Source organism: Ruegeria sp. BG6 (genome assembly GCF_056538465.1).
This window is the reverse complement of record NZ_JBQFTB010000011.1, coordinates 128,333-148,936: the sequence shown is the minus strand read 5'-3', so window position 1 is coordinate 148,936 and position 20,604 is coordinate 128,333. Positions and strand designations below refer to the sequence as shown.

At 58.9% G+C, this 20,604-nt stretch carries 22 protein-coding genes; 18 read left to right on the top strand and 4 right to left on the bottom strand.

Going from position 1 to position 20,604, the window contains the following annotated elements:
• The first annotated feature begins 102 nt into the window (after positions 1–102).
• From ACR0JW_RS17985 to ACR0JW_RS17900, 18 genes are all read left to right on the top strand, one after another.
• The gene (locus ACR0JW_RS17985) at positions 103–966 is read left to right on the top strand and encodes a hypothetical protein (RefSeq protein ID WP_170678547.1); all 864 of its coding nucleotides are present in this window, start codon (positions 103–105) and stop codon (positions 964–966) included.
• Positions 967–1,111: 145 nt separating this feature from the next.
• A complete protein-coding gene (gene rplO, locus ACR0JW_RS17980; RefSeq protein ID WP_170613758.1) occupies positions 1,112–1,585 on the top strand; it encodes a 50S ribosomal protein L15 in 474 nt (157 codons plus the stop codon).
• A gap of 109 nt (positions 1,586–1,694) precedes the next feature.
• Positions 1,695–3,059 (top strand): preprotein translocase subunit SecY, encoded by a 1,365-nt coding sequence (gene secY, locus ACR0JW_RS17975; protein ID WP_170613756.1) that lies wholly within the window; start codon positions 1,695–1,697, stop codon positions 3,057–3,059.
• Positions 3,056–3,700 carry an adenylate kinase gene (locus ACR0JW_RS17970; protein ID WP_170613754.1) on the top strand — a complete coding sequence of 215 codons (645 nt, stop codon included), beginning with the start codon at positions 3,056–3,058 and terminating at the stop codon, positions 3,698–3,700. The genes secY and ACR0JW_RS17970 overlap by 4 nt, the downstream gene beginning before the upstream one ends.
• Positions 3,701–3,901: 201 nt before the next feature.
• Positions 3,902–4,270, top strand: a complete 369-nt coding sequence (rpsM, locus tag ACR0JW_RS17965; RefSeq protein ID WP_170613752.1) for a 30S ribosomal protein S13 — start codon at positions 3,902–3,904, stop codon at positions 4,268–4,270.
• Positions 4,271–4,285: 15 nt separating this feature from the next.
• Positions 4,286–4,675, top strand: coding sequence for a 30S ribosomal protein S11 (gene rpsK / locus ACR0JW_RS17960; RefSeq protein ID WP_008757289.1), 390 nt, complete (start codon positions 4,286–4,288; stop codon positions 4,673–4,675).
• A gap of 114 nt (positions 4,676–4,789) precedes the next feature.
• Positions 4,790–5,806, top strand: coding sequence for a DNA-directed RNA polymerase subunit alpha (locus ACR0JW_RS17955; protein ID WP_170678545.1), 1,017 nt, complete (start codon positions 4,790–4,792; stop codon positions 5,804–5,806).
• Between the two features lie 118 nt (positions 5,807–5,924).
• Complete coding sequence (gene rplQ, locus ACR0JW_RS17950) at positions 5,925–6,347, top strand: 50S ribosomal protein L17 (protein WP_170613748.1); 423 nt, start codon at positions 5,925–5,927, stop codon at positions 6,345–6,347.
• A gap of 159 nt (positions 6,348–6,506) precedes the next feature.
• Complete coding sequence (locus tag ACR0JW_RS17945; RefSeq protein ID WP_170678543.1) at positions 6,507–7,562, top strand: TauD/TfdA family dioxygenase; 1,056 nt, start codon at positions 6,507–6,509, stop codon at positions 7,560–7,562.
• 82 nt (positions 7,563–7,644) lie between these two features.
• Positions 7,645–9,030 carry a trypsin-like peptidase domain-containing protein gene (locus ACR0JW_RS17940; protein WP_170678541.1) on the top strand — a complete coding sequence of 462 codons (1,386 nt, stop codon included), beginning with the start codon at positions 7,645–7,647 and terminating at the stop codon, positions 9,028–9,030.
• Between the two features lie 3 nt (positions 9,031–9,033).
• The gene (locus ACR0JW_RS17935) at positions 9,034–10,347 is read left to right on the top strand and encodes a replication-associated recombination protein A (RefSeq protein ID WP_170678539.1); all 1,314 of its coding nucleotides are present in this window, start codon (positions 9,034–9,036) and stop codon (positions 10,345–10,347) included.
• 109 nt (positions 10,348–10,456) lie between these two features.
• Positions 10,457–11,500 (top strand): RluA family pseudouridine synthase, encoded by a 1,044-nt coding sequence (locus tag ACR0JW_RS17930; protein ID WP_170678537.1) that lies wholly within the window; start codon positions 10,457–10,459, stop codon positions 11,498–11,500.
• Positions 11,497–12,168 carry an HAD-IA family hydrolase gene (locus ACR0JW_RS17925; protein ID WP_170825376.1) on the top strand — a complete coding sequence of 224 codons (672 nt, stop codon included), beginning with the start codon at positions 11,497–11,499 and terminating at the stop codon, positions 12,166–12,168. The genes ACR0JW_RS17930 and ACR0JW_RS17925 overlap by 4 nt, the downstream gene beginning before the upstream one ends.
• A gap of 4 nt (positions 12,169–12,172) precedes the next feature.
• Positions 12,173–12,880 carry an ATP12 family protein gene (locus ACR0JW_RS17920; protein ID WP_170678533.1) on the top strand — a complete coding sequence of 236 codons (708 nt, stop codon included), beginning with the start codon at positions 12,173–12,175 and terminating at the stop codon, positions 12,878–12,880.
• A gap of 206 nt (positions 12,881–13,086) precedes the next feature.
• Positions 13,087–14,103, top strand: a complete 1,017-nt coding sequence (locus ACR0JW_RS17915) for an amino acid ABC transporter substrate-binding protein (RefSeq protein WP_170678531.1) — start codon at positions 13,087–13,089, stop codon at positions 14,101–14,103.
• Positions 14,104–14,231: 128 nt separating this feature from the next.
• Positions 14,232–15,500 (top strand): amino acid ABC transporter permease, encoded by a 1,269-nt coding sequence (locus tag ACR0JW_RS17910; protein WP_170613732.1) that lies wholly within the window; start codon positions 14,232–14,234, stop codon positions 15,498–15,500.
• Between the two features lies 1 nt (position 15,501).
• Positions 15,502–16,857, top strand: a complete 1,356-nt coding sequence (locus ACR0JW_RS17905) for an amino acid ABC transporter permease (protein WP_170678528.1) — start codon at positions 15,502–15,504, stop codon at positions 16,855–16,857.
• Between the two features lie 12 nt (positions 16,858–16,869).
• Positions 16,870–17,661 (top strand): amino acid ABC transporter ATP-binding protein, encoded by a 792-nt coding sequence (locus ACR0JW_RS17900; protein ID WP_170613728.1) that lies wholly within the window; start codon positions 16,870–16,872, stop codon positions 17,659–17,661.
• A 46-nt stretch (positions 17,662–17,707) separates the two neighbouring features.
• On the opposite strand, the gene ACR0JW_RS17895 is transcribed toward ACR0JW_RS17900, so the two are convergent.
• Genes ACR0JW_RS17895 through argB form a run of 4 tightly spaced genes read right to left on the bottom strand, consistent with a single transcriptional unit; the run spans position 17,708 to position 20,567 of the window.
• A complete protein-coding gene (locus ACR0JW_RS17895; RefSeq protein WP_170678526.1) occupies positions 17,708–18,205 on the bottom strand; it encodes a SixA phosphatase family protein in 498 nt (165 codons plus the stop codon).
• Complete coding sequence (locus ACR0JW_RS17890; protein ID WP_480714265.1) at positions 18,202–18,915, bottom strand: ferredoxin; 714 nt, start codon at positions 18,913–18,915, stop codon at positions 18,202–18,204. Before ACR0JW_RS17890 ends, ACR0JW_RS17895 begins: the two co-directional genes overlap by 4 nt.
• A complete protein-coding gene (locus ACR0JW_RS17885; RefSeq protein ID WP_170678524.1) occupies positions 18,852–19,646 on the bottom strand; it encodes a sterol desaturase family protein in 795 nt (264 codons plus the stop codon). The genes ACR0JW_RS17890 and ACR0JW_RS17885 overlap by 64 nt, the downstream gene beginning before the upstream one ends.
• Before the next feature lie 57 nt (positions 19,647–19,703).
• Positions 19,704–20,567 carry an acetylglutamate kinase gene (argB, locus tag ACR0JW_RS17880; protein ID WP_170613723.1) on the bottom strand — a complete coding sequence of 288 codons (864 nt, stop codon included), beginning with the start codon at positions 20,565–20,567 and terminating at the stop codon, positions 19,704–19,706.
• Positions 20,568–20,604 lie beyond the last annotated feature (37 nt).

The following is a 20,604-nucleotide window of genomic DNA, read 5'->3' as shown; positions in this document are numbered from 1 at the left end:
CGTATGCCACAGGAGCAGGTTATTTCCTGAACCCCGTTGCGAAAGCGCGCGGGATAGGTCAAGTGCTGAAAGGGTCGTTTCAGTTTGACGGAAAGGCCGGTCATGGCGCGGGAATTTCAGATCGGGATGCTGTGGGTCGACGGCCCGCTGAGCTTTCTGGAGCAGCTCTGCATCAAATCGTTTCTGGATGCTGGCCAGCACGTGCGCCTTTACACATACGGCGATGTGCCCAACATTCCCGACGGAGCCGAACGGCGCGATGCGCGGGAGGTCATGCCCGACGAAAACATCATCACGCATAAGCGAACCGGCAGCCCCGCAGTACACGCGGACAGGTTTCGCTATCGCATGCTGGCGCAGCATCATGATCTGATCTGGGCGGATACCGATGCGTATTGTGTCAAGCCGTTCACTACGGAAAACGGCCACTTCCACGGCCGCCTCGCTGCGCATGAGATCAACAATGGTGTTCTCAGGCTGCCGCCGGACAGCCCGACACTCTATGATCTGATCGACTACACTGAAAACCCGTATCGTATCCCACCGTGGCTGCCGTCGAAACTGCGGGCCGAGCTGATCCGCGATGCCCTGGACGGCAACCCCAAACATGCCGGTGAAATGCCCTGGGGCGTTTGGGGCCCCCGAGCACTGACCTGGCTGTTGCAGCAGAATGGCGAGGATCGTTTCTCGTTTCCCACCCAAGTCCTTTACCCGGTATCTTATAAGGAACGGCGCGTCATGAGCCGGGCCAATGGTGGTGCCGAGCGATTCATCACAGATGAGACGATGTCGATCCATTTCTACGGCCGTCGCATGCGGTCATTCATCTTCAACAGGTTTAACGGCATTCCGCACCCCGAAAGCCTGGTGGGTCAGCTTGTGAAAAAGCATGGTATCGATCCACATGCGGCGCCGCTCAGGCCGAAGGGCGTTATTGAGGACGAAATGGCTGAGGGTGAGGAATGACATCCGACCCGGCCCGCAGGCTTGCCAACTGACATTAACGGGCCTATACGCCTGCGGTGGCCTTGCGCCATACGAATCAAAACCAAGAAATGCCGTGTTTGGCCCATCACGCTTCGGGGGCCACATCCGGCTTAGGAGAAGCGAAATGAAACTGCACGAATTGCGCGACAATCCTGGCGCCACACCGAAACGTACCCGCGTTGGCCGTGGTCCCGGTTCCGGCAAAGGTAAAATGGGTGGCCGTGGTATCAAAGGCCAGAAATCCCGTTCGGGTGTGGCCATCAATGGCTACGAAGGCGGCCAGATGCCGCTGTACCAGCGCCTGCCCAAGCGCGGCTTCAGCAAGCCGAACCGCAAGGAATTCGCCGTGATCAACCTGGGCCTGATCCAGAAGTTCGTCGAAGCCGGCAAACTGGACGCCAAGGCTGCGATCACCGAGGACGCACTGGTTGCATCCGGTCTGGTGCGCCGCAAGCTGGACGGCATCCGTGTTCTGGCCAAGGGCGAAATCAGCGCCAAAGTGAACCTGGAAGTCACCGGTGCTTCGAAAGCTGCCGTCGAGGCAGTTGAAAAAGCGGGCGGTTCACTGACGGTCACAAAAGCCGCTGCGGCAGAGTAAGCGCTTGTGAGCGGGCAAAGACCCGCTTACATAGACCTCAGAGTTTTCCAAGACGCCGCCCGAGCCGGAAAACGGTTCCGGGCGGTGTTTTCATAAGAGAGACCGATTTATGGTATCAGCAGCAGAACAAATGGCAGCCAACACAAGCTGGGCTGCCCTTGGCAAAGCCACCGATCTGCGCAACCGCATCCTGTTCACGCTGGGTTTGCTGATCGTCTATCGTCTGGGCACCTTCATTCCGGTGCCTGGGATCGACGGTCAGGCGCTGCGCGAGTTCATGGAGCAGGCGGGGCAGGGCATCGGCGGCATGGTTTCGATGTTCACCGGTGGGGCGCTTGGGCGGATGGGCATCTTTGCCCTCGGCATCATGCCCTACATCTCGGCCTCGATCATCGTGCAGCTGCTGACATCGATGGTTCCCGCGCTTGAACAGCTCAAGAAAGAGGGCGAGCAGGGGCGCAAGAAGATCAACCAGTATACCCGTTTCGGCACCGTGGCGCTGGCCACGGTTCAGGCCTATGGCCTGGCTGTTTCGCTGGAATCGGGGGATCTGGCGACCGATCCGGGTCTCTATTTCCGTATGTCGACCATGATCACGCTGGTTGGCGGCACCATGTTCCTGATGTGGCTGGGTGAACAGATCACTGCGCGCGGCATCGGCAACGGTATCTCTTTGATCATCTTCGTTGGCATCATCGCCGAGGTTCCAGCCGCACTGGCGCAGTTCTTTGCCAGCGGACGCAGCGGTGCGATCAGCCCCGCCGTGATCATTGGTGTAATCGTGATGGTCATCGCCGTGATTACCTTTGTGGTGTTCATGGAACGGGCCCTGCGCAAGATCCACATCCAGTATCCGCGCCGTCAGGCTGGCATGAAGATCTATGAAGGCGGTTCCAGCCATCTTCCGGTCAAGGTGAACCCGGCCGGCGTTATCCCGGCAATCTTCGCAAGTTCGCTGCTGCTGCTGCCGGTGACGATCTCGACCTTCTCGTCGGGTGCGGCCAGCGGTCCTGTGATGTCGTGGTTGCTGGCGAATTTTGGCCCCGGGCAACCGCTCTACCTGCTGTTCTTTGCATCGATGATCGTGTTCTTCGCATATTTCTACACGTTCAACGTGTCGTTCAAACCGGACGATGTGGCGGACAACCTGAAAAAGCAGAACGGCTTTGTTCCTGGCATCCGTCCGGGCAAGAAAACGGCAGAGTATCTGGAATACGTGGTCAACCGCGTTCTGGTACTGGGTTCGGGCTATCTGGCGGCGGTCTGTCTGCTGCCTGAAATTCTGCGGGGCCAGTTCGCCATTCCGTTTTATTTTGGCGGCACCTCGGTTCTGATTATCGTCTCTGTGACCATGGACACGATCCAACAGGTCCAGAGCCACTTGCTGGCGCACCAATACGAAGGGCTTATCGAAAAGTCCCAATTGCGCGGCAAAGGCAAGAAACGCGGCAGGAAGGGACCATCTCGTCGATGAACATTATTCTTCTTGGCCCCCCCGGGGCAGGTAAAGGGACTCAAGCGCGTCACCTGGTCGAGACACGCGGCATGGTGCAGCTCAGCACCGGGGATATGCTGCGTGAAGCGAAAACCTCGGGCACCGAGATGGGTAAGAAAGTTGCCGCGATCATGGACGCCGGCAAACTTGTCACCGATGAGATCGTAATTGGTCTGATAGAGGAGAAGCTGACCACCGAAACAGGGGCCGGTTTCATCTTTGACGGGTTCCCTCGCACGCTGGCGCAAGCCGATGCGCTGTCGGCATTGCTGGCCAAACTGGGCCAGTCGCTGCACACCGTAATTGAGATGCGCGTCGATGACGAAGCGTTGGTATCCCGAATCACGGCACGCTCGACCTGCGGTGGGTGTGGCGAAGTCTATAACGACATCACCAAACCGATCCCGGCGGATGGAAAGTGCACCAATTGCGGCAAGGAGAATGATTTCCAGCGTCGCGCGGATGACAACGAAGACAGCCTTCGTACGCGTCTGATGGAATACTACAAAAAGACCTCGCCGCTGATTGGCTATTACTATGCCAAGGGTGATCTGCGGCCGGTCAATGGCCTGGCTGAAATCAAAGAAGTGACAGCCTCGATCGAGGCCATCCTGGGCTGATTTCAGGTTGGGGCTTGACGGCCCCTTCAAAAGCCCATATCGACCCCCATCCCTATAGGGAATCAAGACCGTAGGCGGGATTCGTTCCGTTTGCCCCGACCACCTCAGATAATGCTGGACCCTCTGGCGGCACTGCCACGGTCAAGCGTTGTGAAAAAAGGTTCTGGAGTTACGGAACCGCAACGAAAAGGAAAGTGACACGTGGCACGTATTGCCGGCGTAAACATCCCGACTGCAAAGCGGGTACCAATCGCCCTCACATATATCACCGGTATCGGAAACACCTCGGCGCAGGCCATCTGCGAAGCCGTGGGCATCGAAGCGCACCGTCGCGTCAATGAACTGTCCGACGCCGAAGTTCTGGCCATCCGCGAACACATCGACGCCAACTACACTGTCGAAGGTGACCTGCGTCGTGAAGTTCAGATGAACGTCAAGCGCCTGATGGACCTGGGCTGCTACCGCGGTCTGCGTCACCGCCGCAACCTGCCGGTTCGCGGTCAGCGCACCCACACCAACGCTCGTACCCGCAAAGGCCCCGCAAAGGCCATCGCTGGTAAGAAGAAATAAGGGAGGGTCTGACTGATGGCACGTGACAAGACTCGCGTTAAGCGCAAAGAGCGTAAGAACATCGCATCGGGCGTTGCCCATGTGAATTCGACCTTCAACAACACCAAGATCCTGATCTCGGACGTACAGGGCAACGCGATCTCGTGGTCGTCTGCCGGTACCATGGGCTTCAAAGGGTCGCGGAAATCGACACCGTATGCTGCACAGATGGCTGCGGAAGACGCAGGCAAGAAGGCGCAGGAACACGGCGTTAAGACGCTGGAAGTCGAAGTTCAGGGCCCCGGTTCGGGTCGTGAATCGGCTCTGCGCGCACTGGCTGCAGTGGGCTTCAACATCACGTCGATCCGCGACGTGACACCGATTGCTCACAACGGCTGCCGCCCGCCGAAGCGCCGCCGCGTCTAAGCGATTTTGAATTTGGCTGGGGCTGTGTTTCTGCACGGCCCCAGCACGTCATTTTGAACCTCGGGCGTCTGCACCTTGTTGGTCATGGGGCGCGGACAGGAATGGAGGGATTACATGATCCACAAGAATTGGGCAGAATTGATCAAACCGACCCAGCTGGAAGGCAAGCCGGGCAACGACCCTGCGCGTCAGGCGACCCTGGTTGCCGAACCGCTGGAGCGTGGCTTTGGTCTGACCCTGGGCAACGCACTGCGCCGCGTCCTGATGAGCTCGCTTCAAGGTGCGGCCATCACCAGCGTCCAGATCGACAACGTATTGCACGAGTTCTCGTCCGTGGCGGGCGTTCGTGAAGACGTCACCGACATTATCCTGAACCTCAAGCAGGTCGCCCTGCGCATGGAAGTCGAAGGCCCCAAGCGCCTGTCGATCAATGCCAAAGGCCCCGCTGTCGTCACCGCTGGCGACATCAGCGAAAGCGCCGGCATTGAGGTTCTGAACCGCGATCACGTCATCTGCCACCTGGACGATGGCGCCGACCTGTTCATGGAACTGACCGTCAACACCGGCAAGGGCTACGTCTCGGCTGAAAAGAACAAGCCGGAAGACGCACCCATCGGCCTGATCCCGATCGACGCGATCTATTCGCCGGTCAAAAAGGTTGCTTACGACGTTCAGCCGACTCGTGAAGGTCAGGTTCTGGACTACGACAAGCTGACCCTGAAGATCGAAACCGACGGATCGATCACTCCGGATGATGCGTTGGCCTTTGCCGCGCGTATCCTGCAGGACCAGTTGTCGATCTTCGTCAACTTCGACGAGCCGGAATCGGCTGGCCGCCAGGACGAAGACGACGGTCTGGAATTCAACCCGCTGCTGCTGAAGAAAGTGGACGAGCTGGAGCTGTCGGTCCGTTCGGCAAACTGCCTGAAGAACGACAACATCGTCTATATCGGCGACCTGATCCAGAAGACCGAAGCCGAGATGCTGCGCACCCCGAACTTCGGCCGCAAGTCGCTGAACGAGATCAAAGAAGTGCTGTCCGGCATGGGTCTGCACCTCGGCATGGATGTCGAGGACTGGCCGCCGGACAATATCGAAGATCTGGCGAAGAAATTCGAAGACGCGTTCTAAGCGCGTCTTCCCCAATGCCCGGACGACCGGGGACAACAAGGGCACTTCCGCCCCAAGGAGAGCCGGTGACACGCATCGCCGGCCAGACAAAGCAATACGCGAAAGAAGGAACTAGAAAATGCGTCACGCACGTGGTTACCGCCGCCTGAACCGTACACATGAGCACCGCAAGGCGCTGTTTGCGAACATGGCTGGCTCGCTCATCGAGCATGAGCAAATCAAAACTACTCTGCCGAAGGCAAAAGAACTGCGCCCGATCATCGAAAAGCTGGTCACTCTGGGCAAGCGCGGCGACCTGCACGCCCGCCGTCAGGCAGCTTCGCAGCTGAAAGAAGACAAAGACGTCGCAAAGCTGTTCGAAGTTCTCGGCCCCCGCTATGCCGAGCGTCAGGGCGGTTATGTCCGTATCCTGAAAGCTGGCTTCCGCTATGGTGACATGGCGCCGATGGCGATTATCGAATTCGTTGATCGTGACGTTGATGCCAAAGGCGCGGCTGACAAAGCCCGCGTTGCCGCTGAAGAGGCTGCTGACGAAGAATAAGAAAGCCTAGCTTTCTGATCTGAACCCCCGTGTCCCGGACGCGGGGGTTTTTCATTTTTTGCCCCCTAACTGTCGCAAAGAGCGCATTTGCGATGATATCCGATTATGAAACCCTGAACCTTACAGGTTCCACTGCAAGGTGAGTGAGGAGGACGGATTATGGCAATCCCAGATGAAATACCAAGCGTACTCACGGGCCCGTCTGTCTGGACCGGTCAGGATATGCGAACGCGACAGCGCGAATGGATTATCGATCTGACGGCCGACGACATTGACGATCTTGAGCGGGCCGCTAGTCACTATTTGAGCCTGGGAAGAGATATAGGTGAGATCACAAAGGCTGCTTTCCCTCTGCAACGATTTGATCGACATCTGGCGCTGCTACGAAAGAAGCTGATCAACGGGATCGGGTTCGAAGTGATCCGCGGCCTTCCGGTGCAGGACTATACGCAAAAGATGGCAGCTACGATTTTCTGCGGTGTTGGTGCCCATTTGGGCTCGGCCCGTTCGCAGAATGCTCAGGGGCACATTCTGGGCCACGTCCGCGACATCGGTGCGGACGCGAACGATCCGAATACCCGGATCTATCAGACGCATGAACGCCAGACATTTCACACCGACAGCGCAGATATTGTTGGCCTGCTTTGTCTGCGTGAGGCCAAAGAAGGCGGAGACTCGCTGCTGGTCAGTGCTGAAACGATCTATAACAGGATGCGGTCCGACTGCCCGGAACTGCTGGAACTGTTGTTTGATCCCATTGCGACCGACAGGCGAGGGGAGGTTCCGGAGGGCATGAAGCCCTATATGACGATTCCACCATTTTCCTGGCACGACGGCAAGCTGACAGTGTTTTATCAAAGGCAGTATATCGACAGTGCCCAGCGGTTTCCGGATGCGATGCGCCTTACACCGGATCACGTTAGGGCGCTGGATCGGTTTGATGCGCTGGCGAATGACCCCAACCTTTGCCTGACGATGCGGCTGCAACCGGGGGACATGCAGTTCGTGTGCAACCACTCGCAATTGCATGACAGGACCAGCTTTGTGGACTGGCCTGACCCATCTGAACGGCGGCACTTGTTGAGACTGTGGCTGTCGCCCGATGGAGACCGTGAGTTGCCCGATGTATTCAGGCAGCGGTACGGAACAATTGAGGTCGGACAACGCGGCGGGATCATCACGGAAGGAACGCGGCTGCACGCGCCGTTGGACTGACCGCCAACAGGTGCCGCGCGGAAGCTTGCATTACGGCCCGTGTAGACGCATATCCGATGGACCATTAATCGACGGATGGATCATGCGGAAAGTTCTCTGTTCTCTGATGCTGGCGACGCTTGCCGCGTCAGCTAATGCCGAAACGAAAGTGCCGACTTCGCAGGCCGAAATAAGCCTGGGATTTGCCCCAGTGGTCAAACAGGCTGCTCCGGCCGTCGTTAACATCTACGCCAAGATCGTAACGCAAGGCCGGGCCAATCCGTTATTCTCGGACCCGTTCTTTCAGGAGTTCTTCGGCAGAGGATTTGCCGAACCGCAGCCGCGGGTTCAGAACTCGCTGGGGTCCGGCGTCATTCTGTCTGCGGACGGCTATGTTGTGTCAAATTACCATGTTGTTGGCATGGCGACGGAAATCCGTGTGGTGACAACGGACCGGCGCGAGTATTCAGCGCAAGTGGTTCTGGGCGATCAGGAAAGCGACATTGCCATTCTTCGGCTGGAAGAGGCCGCAAAACTGCCGCATCTGAATTTCCGCGATTCCGATCAGGTCGAGGTGGGCGAATTGGCGCTGGCCATCGGCAATCCGTTTGGCGTGGGTCAAACCGTATCGTCCGGCATAATTTCCGGGCTGGCACGAACCGGAACAGCAACGGGAAATGCGCGCGGGTACTTCATCCAGACAGATGCTCCGATCAATCCGGGTAACTCCGGTGGGGCGCTGATTGACGTGAACGGTGATCTGATCGGGATCAACACGTCGATCCTGACCCGGTCGGGCGGGTCCAACGGCATTGGCTTTGCCATTCCGGCAAATCTGGTTGCCGAATTCCTGCGGCAGGCGAAGTCCGGCAACGAGAGCTTTGTCAGCCCCTGGGCCGGGATGGCGGGCCAGCATATGAGCGCCGATATCGCCGAATCGCTGGGTCTGGCCATTCCGCTGGGCGTGGTGATCTCGGACCTGCATGACCTCAGCCCGCTGGCTGCGGCCGGGTTGCGGGTTGGCGATGTTGTCACCCATGTTGACGGGGATGAGGTAAATTCGCCTGCCGAGATGAAATTCCGGATGTCGGTTGCCGGTGTCGGCGGAACCTCGGTTCTGACCCGTCTGCGCGGAGACAGAAGCGCGGATGTGAAAGTGGATTTGGTCCGCGCTCCGGACAGTCCGCCCGCCGATGAGACCACGTTGGATGACAAAACCGTTCTGCCCAACCTGACCGTCGCCCGGATCAATCCCGCACTGATCTCGCAGTTGGGATTGGTGCTGTCGCAGACCGGCATTGTTGTGGTTGATCCGGGCTCATTGGGAGCACGCGCCGGTCTGAGGCCCGGAGACGTCCTAAGCAGCATCAATGACACCGAGATTGAGCAGCCCGGCGATGTCGTCGAGGCGCTGACTGACCCCGGGCGCCGGGTGCAAATGAACGTTCAGCGCGGTGGACGCGCGGTTTCGTTGCGGTTTCGGCTCTGACCCGTGAGTGATCTGTTCGATACCGGGGCACCCGAGCCCGCAACCGCGCCGCATCGCCCCTTGGCGGACCGGCTGCGCCCCAAGACGCTGGGTGAGGTGATCGGACAAGAGCAGGTGCTTGGCCCGGACGCCCCCCTGGGCGTCATGCTGGCCGCTGGCAGCCTGTCGAGTTTGGTGTTCTGGGGACCGCCGGGGGTAGGCAAGACCACGATTGCGCGGTTGCTGGCACAAGAGACTGATCTGCATTTTGTCCAGATCAGCGCGATTTTCACTGGTGTTCCGGACCTGAAAAAAGTGTTCGAGGCAGCTAAGATACGGCGTCAGAACGGGCAGGGCACCCTTTTGTTCGTTGATGAAATCCATCGGTTCAACAAGGCCCAGCAGGACGGGTTTCTTCCGCATATGGAGGATGGCACGATCCTTCTGGTCGGGGCGACCACGGAAAACCCTTCGTTCGAACTGAATGCGGCTGTTCTCAGCCGTGCACAGGTGCTGGTGCTCGAACGGCTGAGCCTTGCCGATCTGGAACGTCTGACGCAGCGGGCCGAAAAAGAGCTTGGCCGCGCCTTGCCCCTGACGCCTGCCGCCCGGGATGCCTTGCAGGAAATGGCGGACGGAGACGGTCGCGCGTTGCTGAATCTGATTGAGCAGGTTGCGGCGTGGAAGGTCGACGGACCGCTTAGCCCGGACGCGCTGTCCACGCGGTTGATGCGGCGTGCCGCGAAATACGACAAATCGGGGGACGAGCATTACAACCTGATCTCGGCCCTGCACAAATCAGTTCGCGGGTCGGACCCGGATGCGGCGCTGTATTGGTTTGCACGTATGCTGACCGGGGGCGAGGATCCAAGGTACCTGGCCCGCCGGATTACCCGGATGGCGGTTGAGGATATCGGACTGGCCGACCCGCAGGCGCAGTCGATCTGCCTGCATGCGTGGGAGGTGTACGAGCGGCTGGGCTCTCCGGAAGGAGAATTGGCGCTGGCGCAGGCGCTGGTCTATCTGGCGCTGGCGCCAAAATCGAACGGCGCCTATGTCGGCTACAAGGCGGCGATGCGTCTGGCCAAACAATCCGGCAGCGAGCCGCCGCCAAAGCACATCCTGAATGCGCCCACGACACTGATGAAGGATCAGGGCTATGGGGCTGGCTATGCCTATGACCATGATGCCGAGGATGGATTCTCGGGCCAGAACTACTTTCCGGAAACGATGAAGCGGCCGATGCTGTACCAGCCGGTCGAGCGGGGATTCGAGCGGGAACTGAAAAAGCGGCTGGACTATTTCGCAAAGCTGCGCGCGCAGCGGAACGAGAGCTAGGGCTGGCTTGACTCTTGCTGCTTTGCGCGCGACAGACGCGCATGTTTTCTAACACACTGACATCGGTGAAATCCGGGCGGGCCAGTCGCGCGGTGCAAGGGGCAATGGCATGAGTGGCGTACAGATGATCACCGTCGCAGAGGACGACAGCGACCAGCGGCTGGACCGTTGGTTGCGCCGCATGTTCCCGCATGTCGGGCAGGGCCGTATCGAAAAGATGTGCCGCAAGGGCGAGCTGCGGATTGATGGTGGGCGGGCCAAGGCTTCGACCCGGCTTGAGGCCGGGCAGGTCGTGCGGGTTCCGCCCTTGCCGGACGCTGATCACAAGCCGGTTGAGGTCAAACGCCGGATCTCGGATGCCGACGCAAAGATGATCCAATCCTGCGTGATCTACCGCGACGATCACGTTCTGGCCCTGAACAAACCCCATGGACTGCCGGTGCAGGGCGGCAGTGGTCAGACCCGCCATGTCGACAGCCTGTCCGAGGCGCTGCGGTTCGGTTATGAGGAAAACCCCCGTCTGGTACACCGTCTGGACAAGGACACCTCGGGCGTTTTGCTTTTGGCAAGAACGCGCGAAGCGGCCAAGGGTTTGACAGCCGCGTTCCGTCACCGCGACACGCGCAAGATTTACTGGGCCCTGGTCGCCGGGGTGCCGACTCCGTATCTGGGCGAGATCAAAACTGGTCTGGTAAAAGCCCCGGGCCACGGCAAGAAAGGTGAAGGCGAGAAGATGATCGCCGTTCACCTGAACGACCTTGACGGTACTCCGGGCGCGAAGAGGGCGCATACCCTATACGCGACGCTGTACCGGGTTGCCGGGCGCGCCGCGTGGGTTGCCATGGAACCCGTCACAGGCCGGACCCATCAGCTGCGCGCGCATATGGCCGCCATTGGGCATCCGATCATTGGTGACGGCAAATACGGCGGTTCGGGTCAGGAAAACCTTGGCGATGGCTGGGGCGCGCAACTGGGCGGGATTATTAGCAAAAAGCTGCACCTGCATGCCCGGCAGGCGTCGTTTGAACACCCGGTGACGCGCAAGACCATCATCATCAAGGCCCCGTTGCCGGATCATATGAAACACAGCTGGGATACCTTCGGCTGGACCGAGGATCTGGCCTCGGACGATCCCTTTGAGGATTTGCAATGACCTCACCATTGCGGCTGGTCCTTTTCGATGTCGATGGTACGCTTGTCGACAGTCAGGGCAGTATCGTCTCGGCCATGACCGCCAGTTTCGACGCCTTGGGCCTGCCTGTGCCGGATCGTTCCGCGATCCTGTCGATTGTCGGGTTGTCGCTGCCGGTCGCCCTGTCCCGTCTGGCGCATTATCACCCGGTTTCGGTTCAGGAAAAACTGGTGGATGGGTATAAACAGGCCTATCACGACCAGCGTCTGAGGCAGGGTGCTGCAAACTCGCCCCTCTATCCCGGTGCCCGGGAGGTGCTGGAGGCGCTGCACGACATACCCGAGGTCTTGCTGGGGGTTGCCACCGGAAAGTCACAACGCGGGCTGGATGCGTTGATCGAGGCGCACGGTTTGGAACGGTTCTTTGTCACCCGTCAGGTGGCAGATCATCACCCTTCGAAACCGCATCCGTCGATGATCGATACGGCGCGCGCGGAAACCGGTGTCGACCGGCGAAATACGGCCATGATTGGCGATACCCGCTTTGACATGGATATGGCCAGCGCGGCTGGCGTGACAGGTATCGGTGTGGCCTGGGGATACCACGACACCGCAGCACTGGAACAAGCTGCGCAGGTGATCGAAACCTTTGATCAGCTACCTCCGGCGCTGCACAGTATTTGGGGATGACGGTATGAGCGACTGGAAACCGAAACGGTTCTGGACCGAAAGCGCGGTGGCTGAAACCGAAGAAGGCTTCACCGTCGAACTGGACGGGCGTCAGGTCAGAACCCCGGCCAAGGCGGCGCTGGTTCTGCCGACGCACGCAATGGCAACCGCTGTGGCTACGGAATGGGACGCGCAGGAAAAAGAGGTTGATCCGACCTCCATGCCGTTTACCCGATCGGCAAATGCGGCAATCGACAAGGTCCGCCATCAGCATGCCGAAGTGGCCGACATGCTGGCCGACTACGGCGATTCGGACTTGTTGTGTTACCGTGCCACGCACCCGCTGGAGTTGCAGAAGCGGCAGGCGGGGCAATGGGATCCGGCGCTGGACTGGGCGGAAAAGACCTTGTCCGCGCGGCTTGTATCCTTCGAGGGTGTTCTGCATCAACCGCAATCCGACGATGCGCTGGCGACTCTGCGGCGGCAAGTTCATGAGCTTGGTGAGTTTCAGCTTGCCGGGTTTCACGACCTTGTGAGCCTGTCCGGGTCCTTGATTCTGGGTTTTGCCGCAGCGCGGAATTGGCGCAAACCGGACGAGATATGGCGCATTTCGCGATTGGACGAAATCTGGCAGATCGAGCAATGGGGTCATGACGACGAGGCGCATGAAGCCTCGGAGGTCAAGAAATCCGCCTTTTTACACGCCAAACGCTTTTTCGATCTATCGGTTTGATCCTTCAAAGACAGTATTTTAGTGCGTCGCGCGCGGCCGCGCGGCGTCTGATATCGTTTTCGCTGATCCAACCCTTGACGTTTGTTTATGAATGCGACCAAACTCGTGGCCACTAAAGGGGAGACACCTTTGGGGTAACCTTTCCGGCAAAATGCTGCCGGACAGAACCGCCCCTGAGTGGGGCGGACAATCAGGAAGAGGTAAAAATGAAAAAATCCGTAATCTTGGGCGTGGCGACGATTGCTGGCCTGGCTGCTGGCGCCGCCGCGGCAGGAACCGCAGATGACGTCAAGGCACGCGGCAAACTGAACTGTGGCGTGGCCACCGGTGTACCCGGTTTCGCCAGCCCGGACGCCAATGGTGAATGGCAAGGCTTTGATGTGGCCGTGTGCCGCGCCGTAGCAGCCGCCGTTCTGAACGATCCGACTGCAGTTGAGTTCATTCCGACCACCGGCAAGACACGCTTTACCGCGCTGGCTTCGGGTGAGATCGACATGCTGGCCCGGAACACCACCTGGACCTTCAGCCGCGACGTTGACCTGAAATTCGAATTCGTCGGCGTCAACTACTATGACGGTCAGGGTTTCATGGTTCCCAAGGCACTGGGCGTAAGCTCGGCCAAGGAACTGGACGGTGCGACCGTCTGCATTCAGACCGGCACCACAACCGAGCTCAACCTGGCGGATTTCTTCCGCATCAACAACATGAGCTACGAGCCGGTTCCGATCGAAACCAACGCCGAAGCGCAGCAGCAGTATCTGGCTGGTGCCTGTGACGTCTACACCACCGACGCATCGGGTCTGGCTGCCACCCGCGCCACATTCGAGAATGCCGGTGATCACGTGATCCTGCCGGAAATCATCTCGAAAGAGCCGCTGGGTCCGCTGGTTCGTCATGGCGACCACGAGTGGGGCGATGTTGTCCGCTGGACTCTGAACGCGCTGATCGCAGCCGAGGAAATGGGCGTGACATCGGCCAATATCGATGAAATGTCCGCTGGAACCGACAATCCGGAAGTGAACCGTCTGCTGGGCAGCGAAGGCACTCTGGGTGAAATGCTGGGTCTGGACGCGACCTGGGCACAGCGCGCCATCAAGGTCGGCGGCAACTACGGTGAAATCTTTGCCAAGAACATCGGTGAGGAAACCCCGATCGGCCTGGCACGCGGTCTGAACGCACAGTGGATCGAAGGTGGCCTGCTGTACGCACCGCCTTTCCGCTAAAATCCACGGAAAAGGGCGCAGGGCAACCTGCGCCCTTTTTCAATCAATAAGAAACACGCCCGGAAACGTCCGAGCAGAGATCAACTCTGCCGACAAAAGACCGGGATGCACGGGGATAAACATAGGTCATGACGACTCTCACTGACCCGCCGAAGGAGCAGTTCCGGCTGTCCATGCTCCTTTACGATACGCGGTACCGATCTGCGACCATTCAGGTCATTGCTATGATCGGTTTCATGCTTCTGGCAGCCTGGATTATTAACAACACCATTCAGAACCTCGAAACGCTGGGCAGAACAGTCGGGTTCGACTTTTTCGCCGAACCAGCCAGCTATGACATCAACCAGCGCCTGCTGGAATATGACTCGCAGGATACCCATCTGCGCGCGGCCTTTATCGGGCTGCTGAACACGCTGGTTGTTGCAGTTCTGGGCTGTATCACGGCAACAATCATCGGCGTCATGGTTGGTGTTCTGCGTCTGTCGAATAACTGGCTGATCGCGCGGATCATGACGGTTTATGTCGAAATGTTCCGCAACGTTCCGGTCCTGCTTTGGATCGTGTTTGCTATGGCGATTCTGATTGAAAGCCTGCCTGCGCCGCGCGCATTCCGGGGTGAAAATCCAGAAGCCACGATGGATCTATTCGGCACTGTTGCTGTGACCAACCGCGGGGTCTACATCCCCGAGTTTCTGTTCTCGCGCAGCCTGGGCGACATCCACCTGTTCGGGACATCAAGCCTGCGTTTTGACGTCTCGCTGGACCTGATCGCTTTCCTGATCGTGCTTGGCGGCAGCATCTTTGCCATGCGCAAAGTGTCGGCCTGGGCCAATGCCACGCAGGAAAAGACCGGTGACCGTCCGACCATCTGGTACATCCAACTGGGCCTGCTGTTCGTGCCATCGGCCATCCTGCTGGGCGCGCTGGGCTTCCATCTGGGCTATCCCGAGTTGAAGGGCTTTAACTTCACCGGCGGCACCCACCTACGGAACTCGCTGATCGCCCTGTGGCTGGCCCTGTCGCTGTACACTGCGGCTTTCATCGCCGAGATCGTGCGTGCCGGTATTCTGGCCATCTCGAAGGGTCAGACCGAGGCCGCATCCGCACTGGGTCTGCGCCCGGGCCGGACCATGCGTCTGGTGATCCTGCCGCAGGCGTTGCGGGTAATCATTCCGCCGATGATCTCGAACTATCTGAACCTGACCAAGAACTCGTCGCTGGCGATCGCGGTCGGATATATGGACATCACGGGGACGCTGGGCGGCATCACCATGAACCAGACCGGCCGCGAGCTGGAATGCGTTCTGCTGCTGATGCTGGTCTACCTGACCATCTCGCTGAGCATTTCGGCGGTGATGAACTGGTACAACAACCGTGTCAAACTGGTGGAGCGGTAATATGAGTGATGTTTCATTTGTCCGCACGGAAATGTTGCCGGAACAGGCACCACCCGCATCCGAGGTCGGTGTGCTGGGATGGATCAGACATAACCTGTTCTCAAGCTGGCTGAACGCAATCCTGACGCTCATCTCGCTGTATTTCATCTACTACGTGCTCTCCAACATTCTGTCCTGGACGTTCGAATCCGTTTGGAACGCCAATTCCCTGTCGGAATGTCGTGAGATCATGATGGCGACCTGGGGCGATACTCATGGTCATGCCTGCTGGGGTGTGATCAAGGACCGGTGGCTGCAATTGCTGTACGGGTTTTATCCACCTTATCCGGCGCATCCGGACGCAACGTGGTCAAATCCGCCTGAATCGGGCGGCTGGCCGGCCTATTTCCGGCCGAACCTGACCTTCATCCTGTTGTTGGTTGCGATTGCGCCGGTGTTGTTCACCAAAGTGCCGCGCAAGCTGTTGGTCGTGACGGCGGCTTATCCGTTCCTGCTGCCTTGGCTGATGTGGGGCGGGTCGATCTGGGGACCGCTGACGGTCGCTGCCGGGTTCGCAATCGGTTATTTCGCCTACAAGGTTGTGCTTCCAATGGCGGGGTCCCTGACGGCGTTAATCCTTGCAGTCGCGCTGCCCATTCTGTGGTGGTTGTTTGCTGCTGGCGCAGTTGCTGACGCGGTCGACTCTGTCATTCCAATTGGTATTGCGACTGTCGAAAGTCGCGACTTTGGCGGTTTCATGCTGGCGATCCTGCTGGGTGTTGTGGCCATTGGCGTCTCGCTTCCCATCGGCATCGTGCTGGCGCTCGGTCGTCAGTCTGATCTGATGATCGTCAAATACCTCTGCGTGGGCTTTATCGAGTTCATTCGGGGCGTGCCGCTGATCACCCTGCTGTTCGTGGCCTCGCTGCTGCTGAACCTGTTCCTGCCGCCGGGGACCAACTTTGACATCATCCTGAGGGTGATGATCATGATGACCCTGTTCTCGGCCGCTTATATGGCCGAGGTGATCCGGGGTGGTCTGGCGGCGCTTCCGCGGGGTCAGTACGAAGGGGCTGACAGTCTTGGACTGAACTACTGGCAGGCGCAGCGGCTGATCATCATGCCGCAGGCGCTGAAAATCTCGATCCCGGGCATTGTGAGCACGTTCATCGGTATCTTCAAGGATACGACACTGGTTTCGATCATCGGTCTGTTCGACGTGATCGGTCTGACCAACGGCATCCGCGCCGATACCGCCTGGAACGGCGTCTACTGGGAACTGTTTGCCTTTATCGGCGTTCTGTTCTTCGTCGTCTGCTTCTCCATGTCCCGTTATTCCATGTATCTGGAGCGCAAGCTTCAGACTGGCCATCGTTAAGGAGTTCAACACATGTCTGAACTTGCAATTGACCGTGAAATCGATCGCTCGAAAATGCAGGTGAGCGACGAGGTCGCCATCGAAATCACCAACATGAACAAATGGTACGGGGCCTTCCACGTGCTGCGCGACATCAATCTGACCGTCAATCAGGGCGAGCGGATCGTGATCGCGGGGCCTTCGGGGTCGGGCAAATCCACCCTGATCCGCTGCCTGAACGCGCTGGAGGAACATCAGCAGGGCAAGATCGTTGTGGATGGAACCGTTCTGTCGAATGACCTCAAGAACATCGACAAGATCCGGTCCGAGGTTGGCATGGTGTTCCAGCACTTCAACCTGTTCCCGCACCTGACCATTCTGGAAAACTGCACGCTGGCCCCGATCTGGGTGCGCAAGACGCCCAAGAAAGAGGCCGAAGAGCGCGCGATGCATTTCCTGGAAAAGGTCAAGATTCCGGAACAGGCCGACAAGTATCCCGGCCAGCTGTCCGGTGGTCAGCAGCAGCGTGTGGCGATTGCCCGCTCGTTGTGCATGATGCCTCGGATCATGTTGTTCGATGAACCAACATCGGCGCTGGACCCCGAGATGATCAAAGAGGTGCTCGACACCATGATCGAGCTGGCCGAAGAAGGCATGACCATGCTGTGTGTGACCCACGAGATGGGCTTTGCCCGTCAGGTCGCCAACCGCGTGATCTTTATGGATGCCGGCCAGATCGTGGAACAGAACGAACCGGAAGAGTTCTTCAACAACCCCAAAAGCGAGCGGACCAAGCTGTTCCTCAGCCAGATTCTGGGGCACTGAACCTGCAAATAATTCCGGAAAAAGGCGGGGTCTGGCCCCGCCTTTTTCAGTTCAGCAGTTCGCGCGGGATTGCGAAGCCCAGGACCTTGCCGCTGTGCCGCTGCAAGCCTCTCCAATTGTTGATGTCAAATCGAATAACCGTCGTTGCGCAGGTGGGATAGTCGTAGAACCGCACATGGTCCGGTGGGTATTTCACAATCTGATCCGCAAAGGCGGCAATACCGGGATTATGACCCAGCAACAGTACGGTGCGTCCGGTCGCCTGTTGCAATACCTTCATCATTTCAGCGGGATCGGCCAGATACAGGTCGCGGGTGAAGGTGGTCCTGGCAGCAGTCAGCCCCATCCTGTCCCAGGTTTCGCGGGTCCGGGTGGCCGAAGAACTCAGAACTTCATCCGGAAGCCAGGCGTTCCGTGACAGCCATTTCCCGACGGCCGGGGCTGATTTGCGCCCGCGCTTGTTCAGCGGGCGATCATGGTCGTTGCTCAGCGGATTGTCCCAACTGGACTTGGCGTGACGGGTCAGGATCAGGGTGCGGGTCATGATGGGTGAAAGGCCTTCATATGATGCGCAGATTGTTCTGCCAGCCGCCCGGCACCCGCACTTAGCGGGCAGGCAAGTCGCACAAGACAACCACCAGCCATGCAGGTCTGGCCTTCCGGCGTGGTCAGATGTGCATGGCAGGTGTCGACGTCGTAAAAGCTGTGGGTCGACAAAGCGCCCACCGGGCAGGCCGACTTGCAGGGGGCATGGCAGGTGGCGCAGGGGCTTGGCCCTTCGGCGGCAGGTATCGGGAACTCATCGGCAAAATGCAGCGCACCGCGGAACGAGATCATCATGCCGACGGTGTCATGCACCAATGCGCCAACCGGACTTTGAAACGTCCGCCCCGACTTCAGCGCCCAGTCGATGAAGGGTGTGTAGGGTGGTCCGCCGAACGGATAGTATGGCGTGGCACCCAGTGCGCCAGCCATCGCGCCAACAACCCGCAAGGACCATCTGTCGACCGGGTCCGCCAGCCCATCCGCCCATTCGGGCGACGCCTTCAAAACCGGCCAGAATGTCTGCGCTGCACCCAGCAGGATCAGGGTGCCGCCATCCAGCTGCTTGGCGCCGCTGTGCCGGGGGTGCTGCGCACCCATCACGACCAGGCCCGACCGACCAGCGGCTGCTGTCACGTCGGAGTATTTCACTTGCGCCGAAACGGCAGTGTCAGGCTCCATCCCAGCCGGGTTGGTTGTTCGTCCCGCCATTGCAGTCCCACCTTCATCCTGTCATGCCCGTCGCCTGGCTGCGCAACATAGGTGCCCATCAATCGATCCCAGACCGACAGCGCAAAGCCGTAATTGCTGTCGTGTTCTTTCCTGTGCACCGAATGGTGAACCCGGTGCATGTCAGGTGTCACAAGAACCCTACGCAACACCGCGTCCACGGCAAGGGGGAGTTTGATGTTGGAGTGATTGAACAGCGCGGTTCCGTTCAACAGAACCTCGAACAGAACAACGGCAAGTGCACTGGGACCCAATGCATAAACCAGCGCGATTTTCAGTATCATGGACAGTGCGATTTCGATGGGATGAAATCGCACGGCGGTCGTTACATCCATGTCCCTGTCCGCGTGATGCACCCTGTGCAGCTGCCAAAGGATCGGCACCTTGTGTGTCACCAGATGCTGCAGCCAGATCGCATAGTCCAGAATCAGCACGCTCAGAAGAATTTCCAGCCATCCGGGCCAGGCGGTCCTGTTGAAAAGCCCAATCCCGTGATGACCGGCGTCTACCGCCGCCCCAACAGCCAGCAACGGGACCCAGATTGCCATAACCCTCAGCGTCAGGGTGTTGAGAAGCGTTATGGCAAGATTGGTTTGCCAGCGCCGTCGTTTCGAGCAATCTAGCGAACGTCTGGGTGCAAATGTCTCGGCTATTGCGAAAATCGCAAAAAGCCCCAGGAAAATACCCAGCCGAATAATGGATTCGTGCTCCATACATTCACATTCAGGCATATTAAAGCCCGAGACAAGACCGGGAAATTCACATAGGCGTCAGTCCGGCCGGATCAGAGAGCCCGCACCGTGTTCGGTGAACAATTCCAGCAATACGGCATTTGGGGCACGGCCATCCAGGATGACAACCGCCCGAACGCCACTGTGCAGCGCGTCCAGAGCGGTTTCCGTTTTTGGGATCATGCCGCCGGCAATCGTGCCTTCGCGGGTCATCTCGCGGATCTGTCCGGCTTTGAGCTCGGTCACCACCTCTCCGGCTGCATTCTTGACGCCGGATACATCGGTCAGCAGCAACAGGCGATCCGCCTTCAGGGCCGACGCGATGGCTCCGGCAGCGGTATCGCCGTTCACATTGAAGGTTTCACCGTCTTTGCCTGCTCCGAGCGGCGCAATCACGGGGATTACATCATGCGAGAAAAGATCATGCAGTAGTTTGGGATTCATCTCGGATGGTGTGCCGACGAAGCCCAACGAGGAATCCGTCTGCTCGCAAACCATCAGATTGGCGTCCTTGCCGGACAGCCCGACCGCCGTTCCGCCCTGACGGTTGATGGCTTGCACGATCCGTTTGTTGACAAGGCCAGACAGCACCATTTCGACGACTTCGACCGTGGCCTTGTCGGTGACCCGCTTGCCATTCACGAAATCCGACTGGATGTCCAACTGATCAAGCATCGCGTTGATCATGGGTCCGCCACCATGCACGATGACCGGGTTTACCCCGACCTGCCGCATTAGCACGACATCGCGGGCAAAGCTTTCCATCGCCTCGTCGCTGCCCATGGCGTGACCGCCCAGTTTGATCACGACGATCGCGCCGTCATACCGCTGAAGGTAAGGCAGTGCGCTGTTCAGAGTGGCGGCGGTGGCAATCCAGTCCCGGTTCATGTCTCGTGTCTTCATGGCTTAGGTCCTTCTGGCGAACCGTGTTAGGGCCTTT

Bases quoted from the DNA above. Each gene is read 5' to 3' on its own strand.
- rplO (WP_170613758.1), top strand. From the start codon at position 1,112: ATGAAACTGCACGAATTGCGCGACAATCCTGGCGCCACACCGAAACGT.
- ACR0JW_RS17890 (WP_480714265.1), bottom strand. From the start codon at position 18,915: ATGGCGGGACGAACAACCAACCCGGCTGGGATGGAGCCTGACACTGCC.
- ACR0JW_RS17885 (WP_170678524.1), bottom strand. From the start codon at position 19,646: ATGGAGCACGAATCCATTATTCGGCTGGGTATTTTCCTGGGGCTTTTT.
- ACR0JW_RS17910 (WP_170613732.1), top strand. From the start codon at position 14,232: ATGACGACTCTCACTGACCCGCCGAAGGAGCAGTTCCGGCTGTCCATG.
- secY (WP_170613756.1), top strand. From the start codon at position 1,695: ATGGTATCAGCAGCAGAACAAATGGCAGCCAACACAAGCTGGGCTGCC.
- ACR0JW_RS17925 (WP_170825376.1), top strand. From the start codon at position 11,497: ATGACCTCACCATTGCGGCTGGTCCTTTTCGATGTCGATGGTACGCTT.
- ACR0JW_RS17895 (WP_170678526.1), bottom strand. From the start codon at position 18,205: ATGACCCGCACCCTGATCCTGACCCGTCACGCCAAGTCCAGTTGGGAC.
- ACR0JW_RS17920 (WP_170678533.1), top strand. From the start codon at position 12,173: ATGAGCGACTGGAAACCGAAACGGTTCTGGACCGAAAGCGCGGTGGCT.
- ACR0JW_RS17940 (WP_170678541.1), top strand. From the start codon at position 7,645: ATGCGGAAAGTTCTCTGTTCTCTGATGCTGGCGACGCTTGCCGCGTCA.
- ACR0JW_RS17915 (WP_170678531.1), top strand. From the start codon at position 13,087: ATGAAAAAATCCGTAATCTTGGGCGTGGCGACGATTGCTGGCCTGGCT.
- ACR0JW_RS17985 (WP_170678547.1), top strand. From the start codon at position 103: ATGGCGCGGGAATTTCAGATCGGGATGCTGTGGGTCGACGGCCCGCTG.
- ACR0JW_RS17955 (WP_170678545.1), top strand. From the start codon at position 4,790: ATGATCCACAAGAATTGGGCAGAATTGATCAAACCGACCCAGCTGGAA.
- ACR0JW_RS17970 (WP_170613754.1), top strand. From the start codon at position 3,056: ATGAACATTATTCTTCTTGGCCCCCCCGGGGCAGGTAAAGGGACTCAA.
- ACR0JW_RS17905 (WP_170678528.1), top strand. From the start codon at position 15,502: ATGAGTGATGTTTCATTTGTCCGCACGGAAATGTTGCCGGAACAGGCA.
- rplQ (WP_170613748.1), top strand. From the start codon at position 5,925: ATGCGTCACGCACGTGGTTACCGCCGCCTGAACCGTACACATGAGCAC.
- argB (WP_170613723.1), bottom strand. From the start codon at position 20,567: ATGAAGACACGAGACATGAACCGGGACTGGATTGCCACCGCCGCCACT.
- ACR0JW_RS17900 (WP_170613728.1), top strand. From the start codon at position 16,870: ATGTCTGAACTTGCAATTGACCGTGAAATCGATCGCTCGAAAATGCAG.
- ACR0JW_RS17945 (WP_170678543.1), top strand. From the start codon at position 6,507: ATGGCAATCCCAGATGAAATACCAAGCGTACTCACGGGCCCGTCTGTC.
- rpsK (WP_008757289.1), top strand. From the start codon at position 4,286: ATGGCACGTGACAAGACTCGCGTTAAGCGCAAAGAGCGTAAGAACATC.
- ACR0JW_RS17930 (WP_170678537.1), top strand. From the start codon at position 10,457: ATGAGTGGCGTACAGATGATCACCGTCGCAGAGGACGACAGCGACCAG.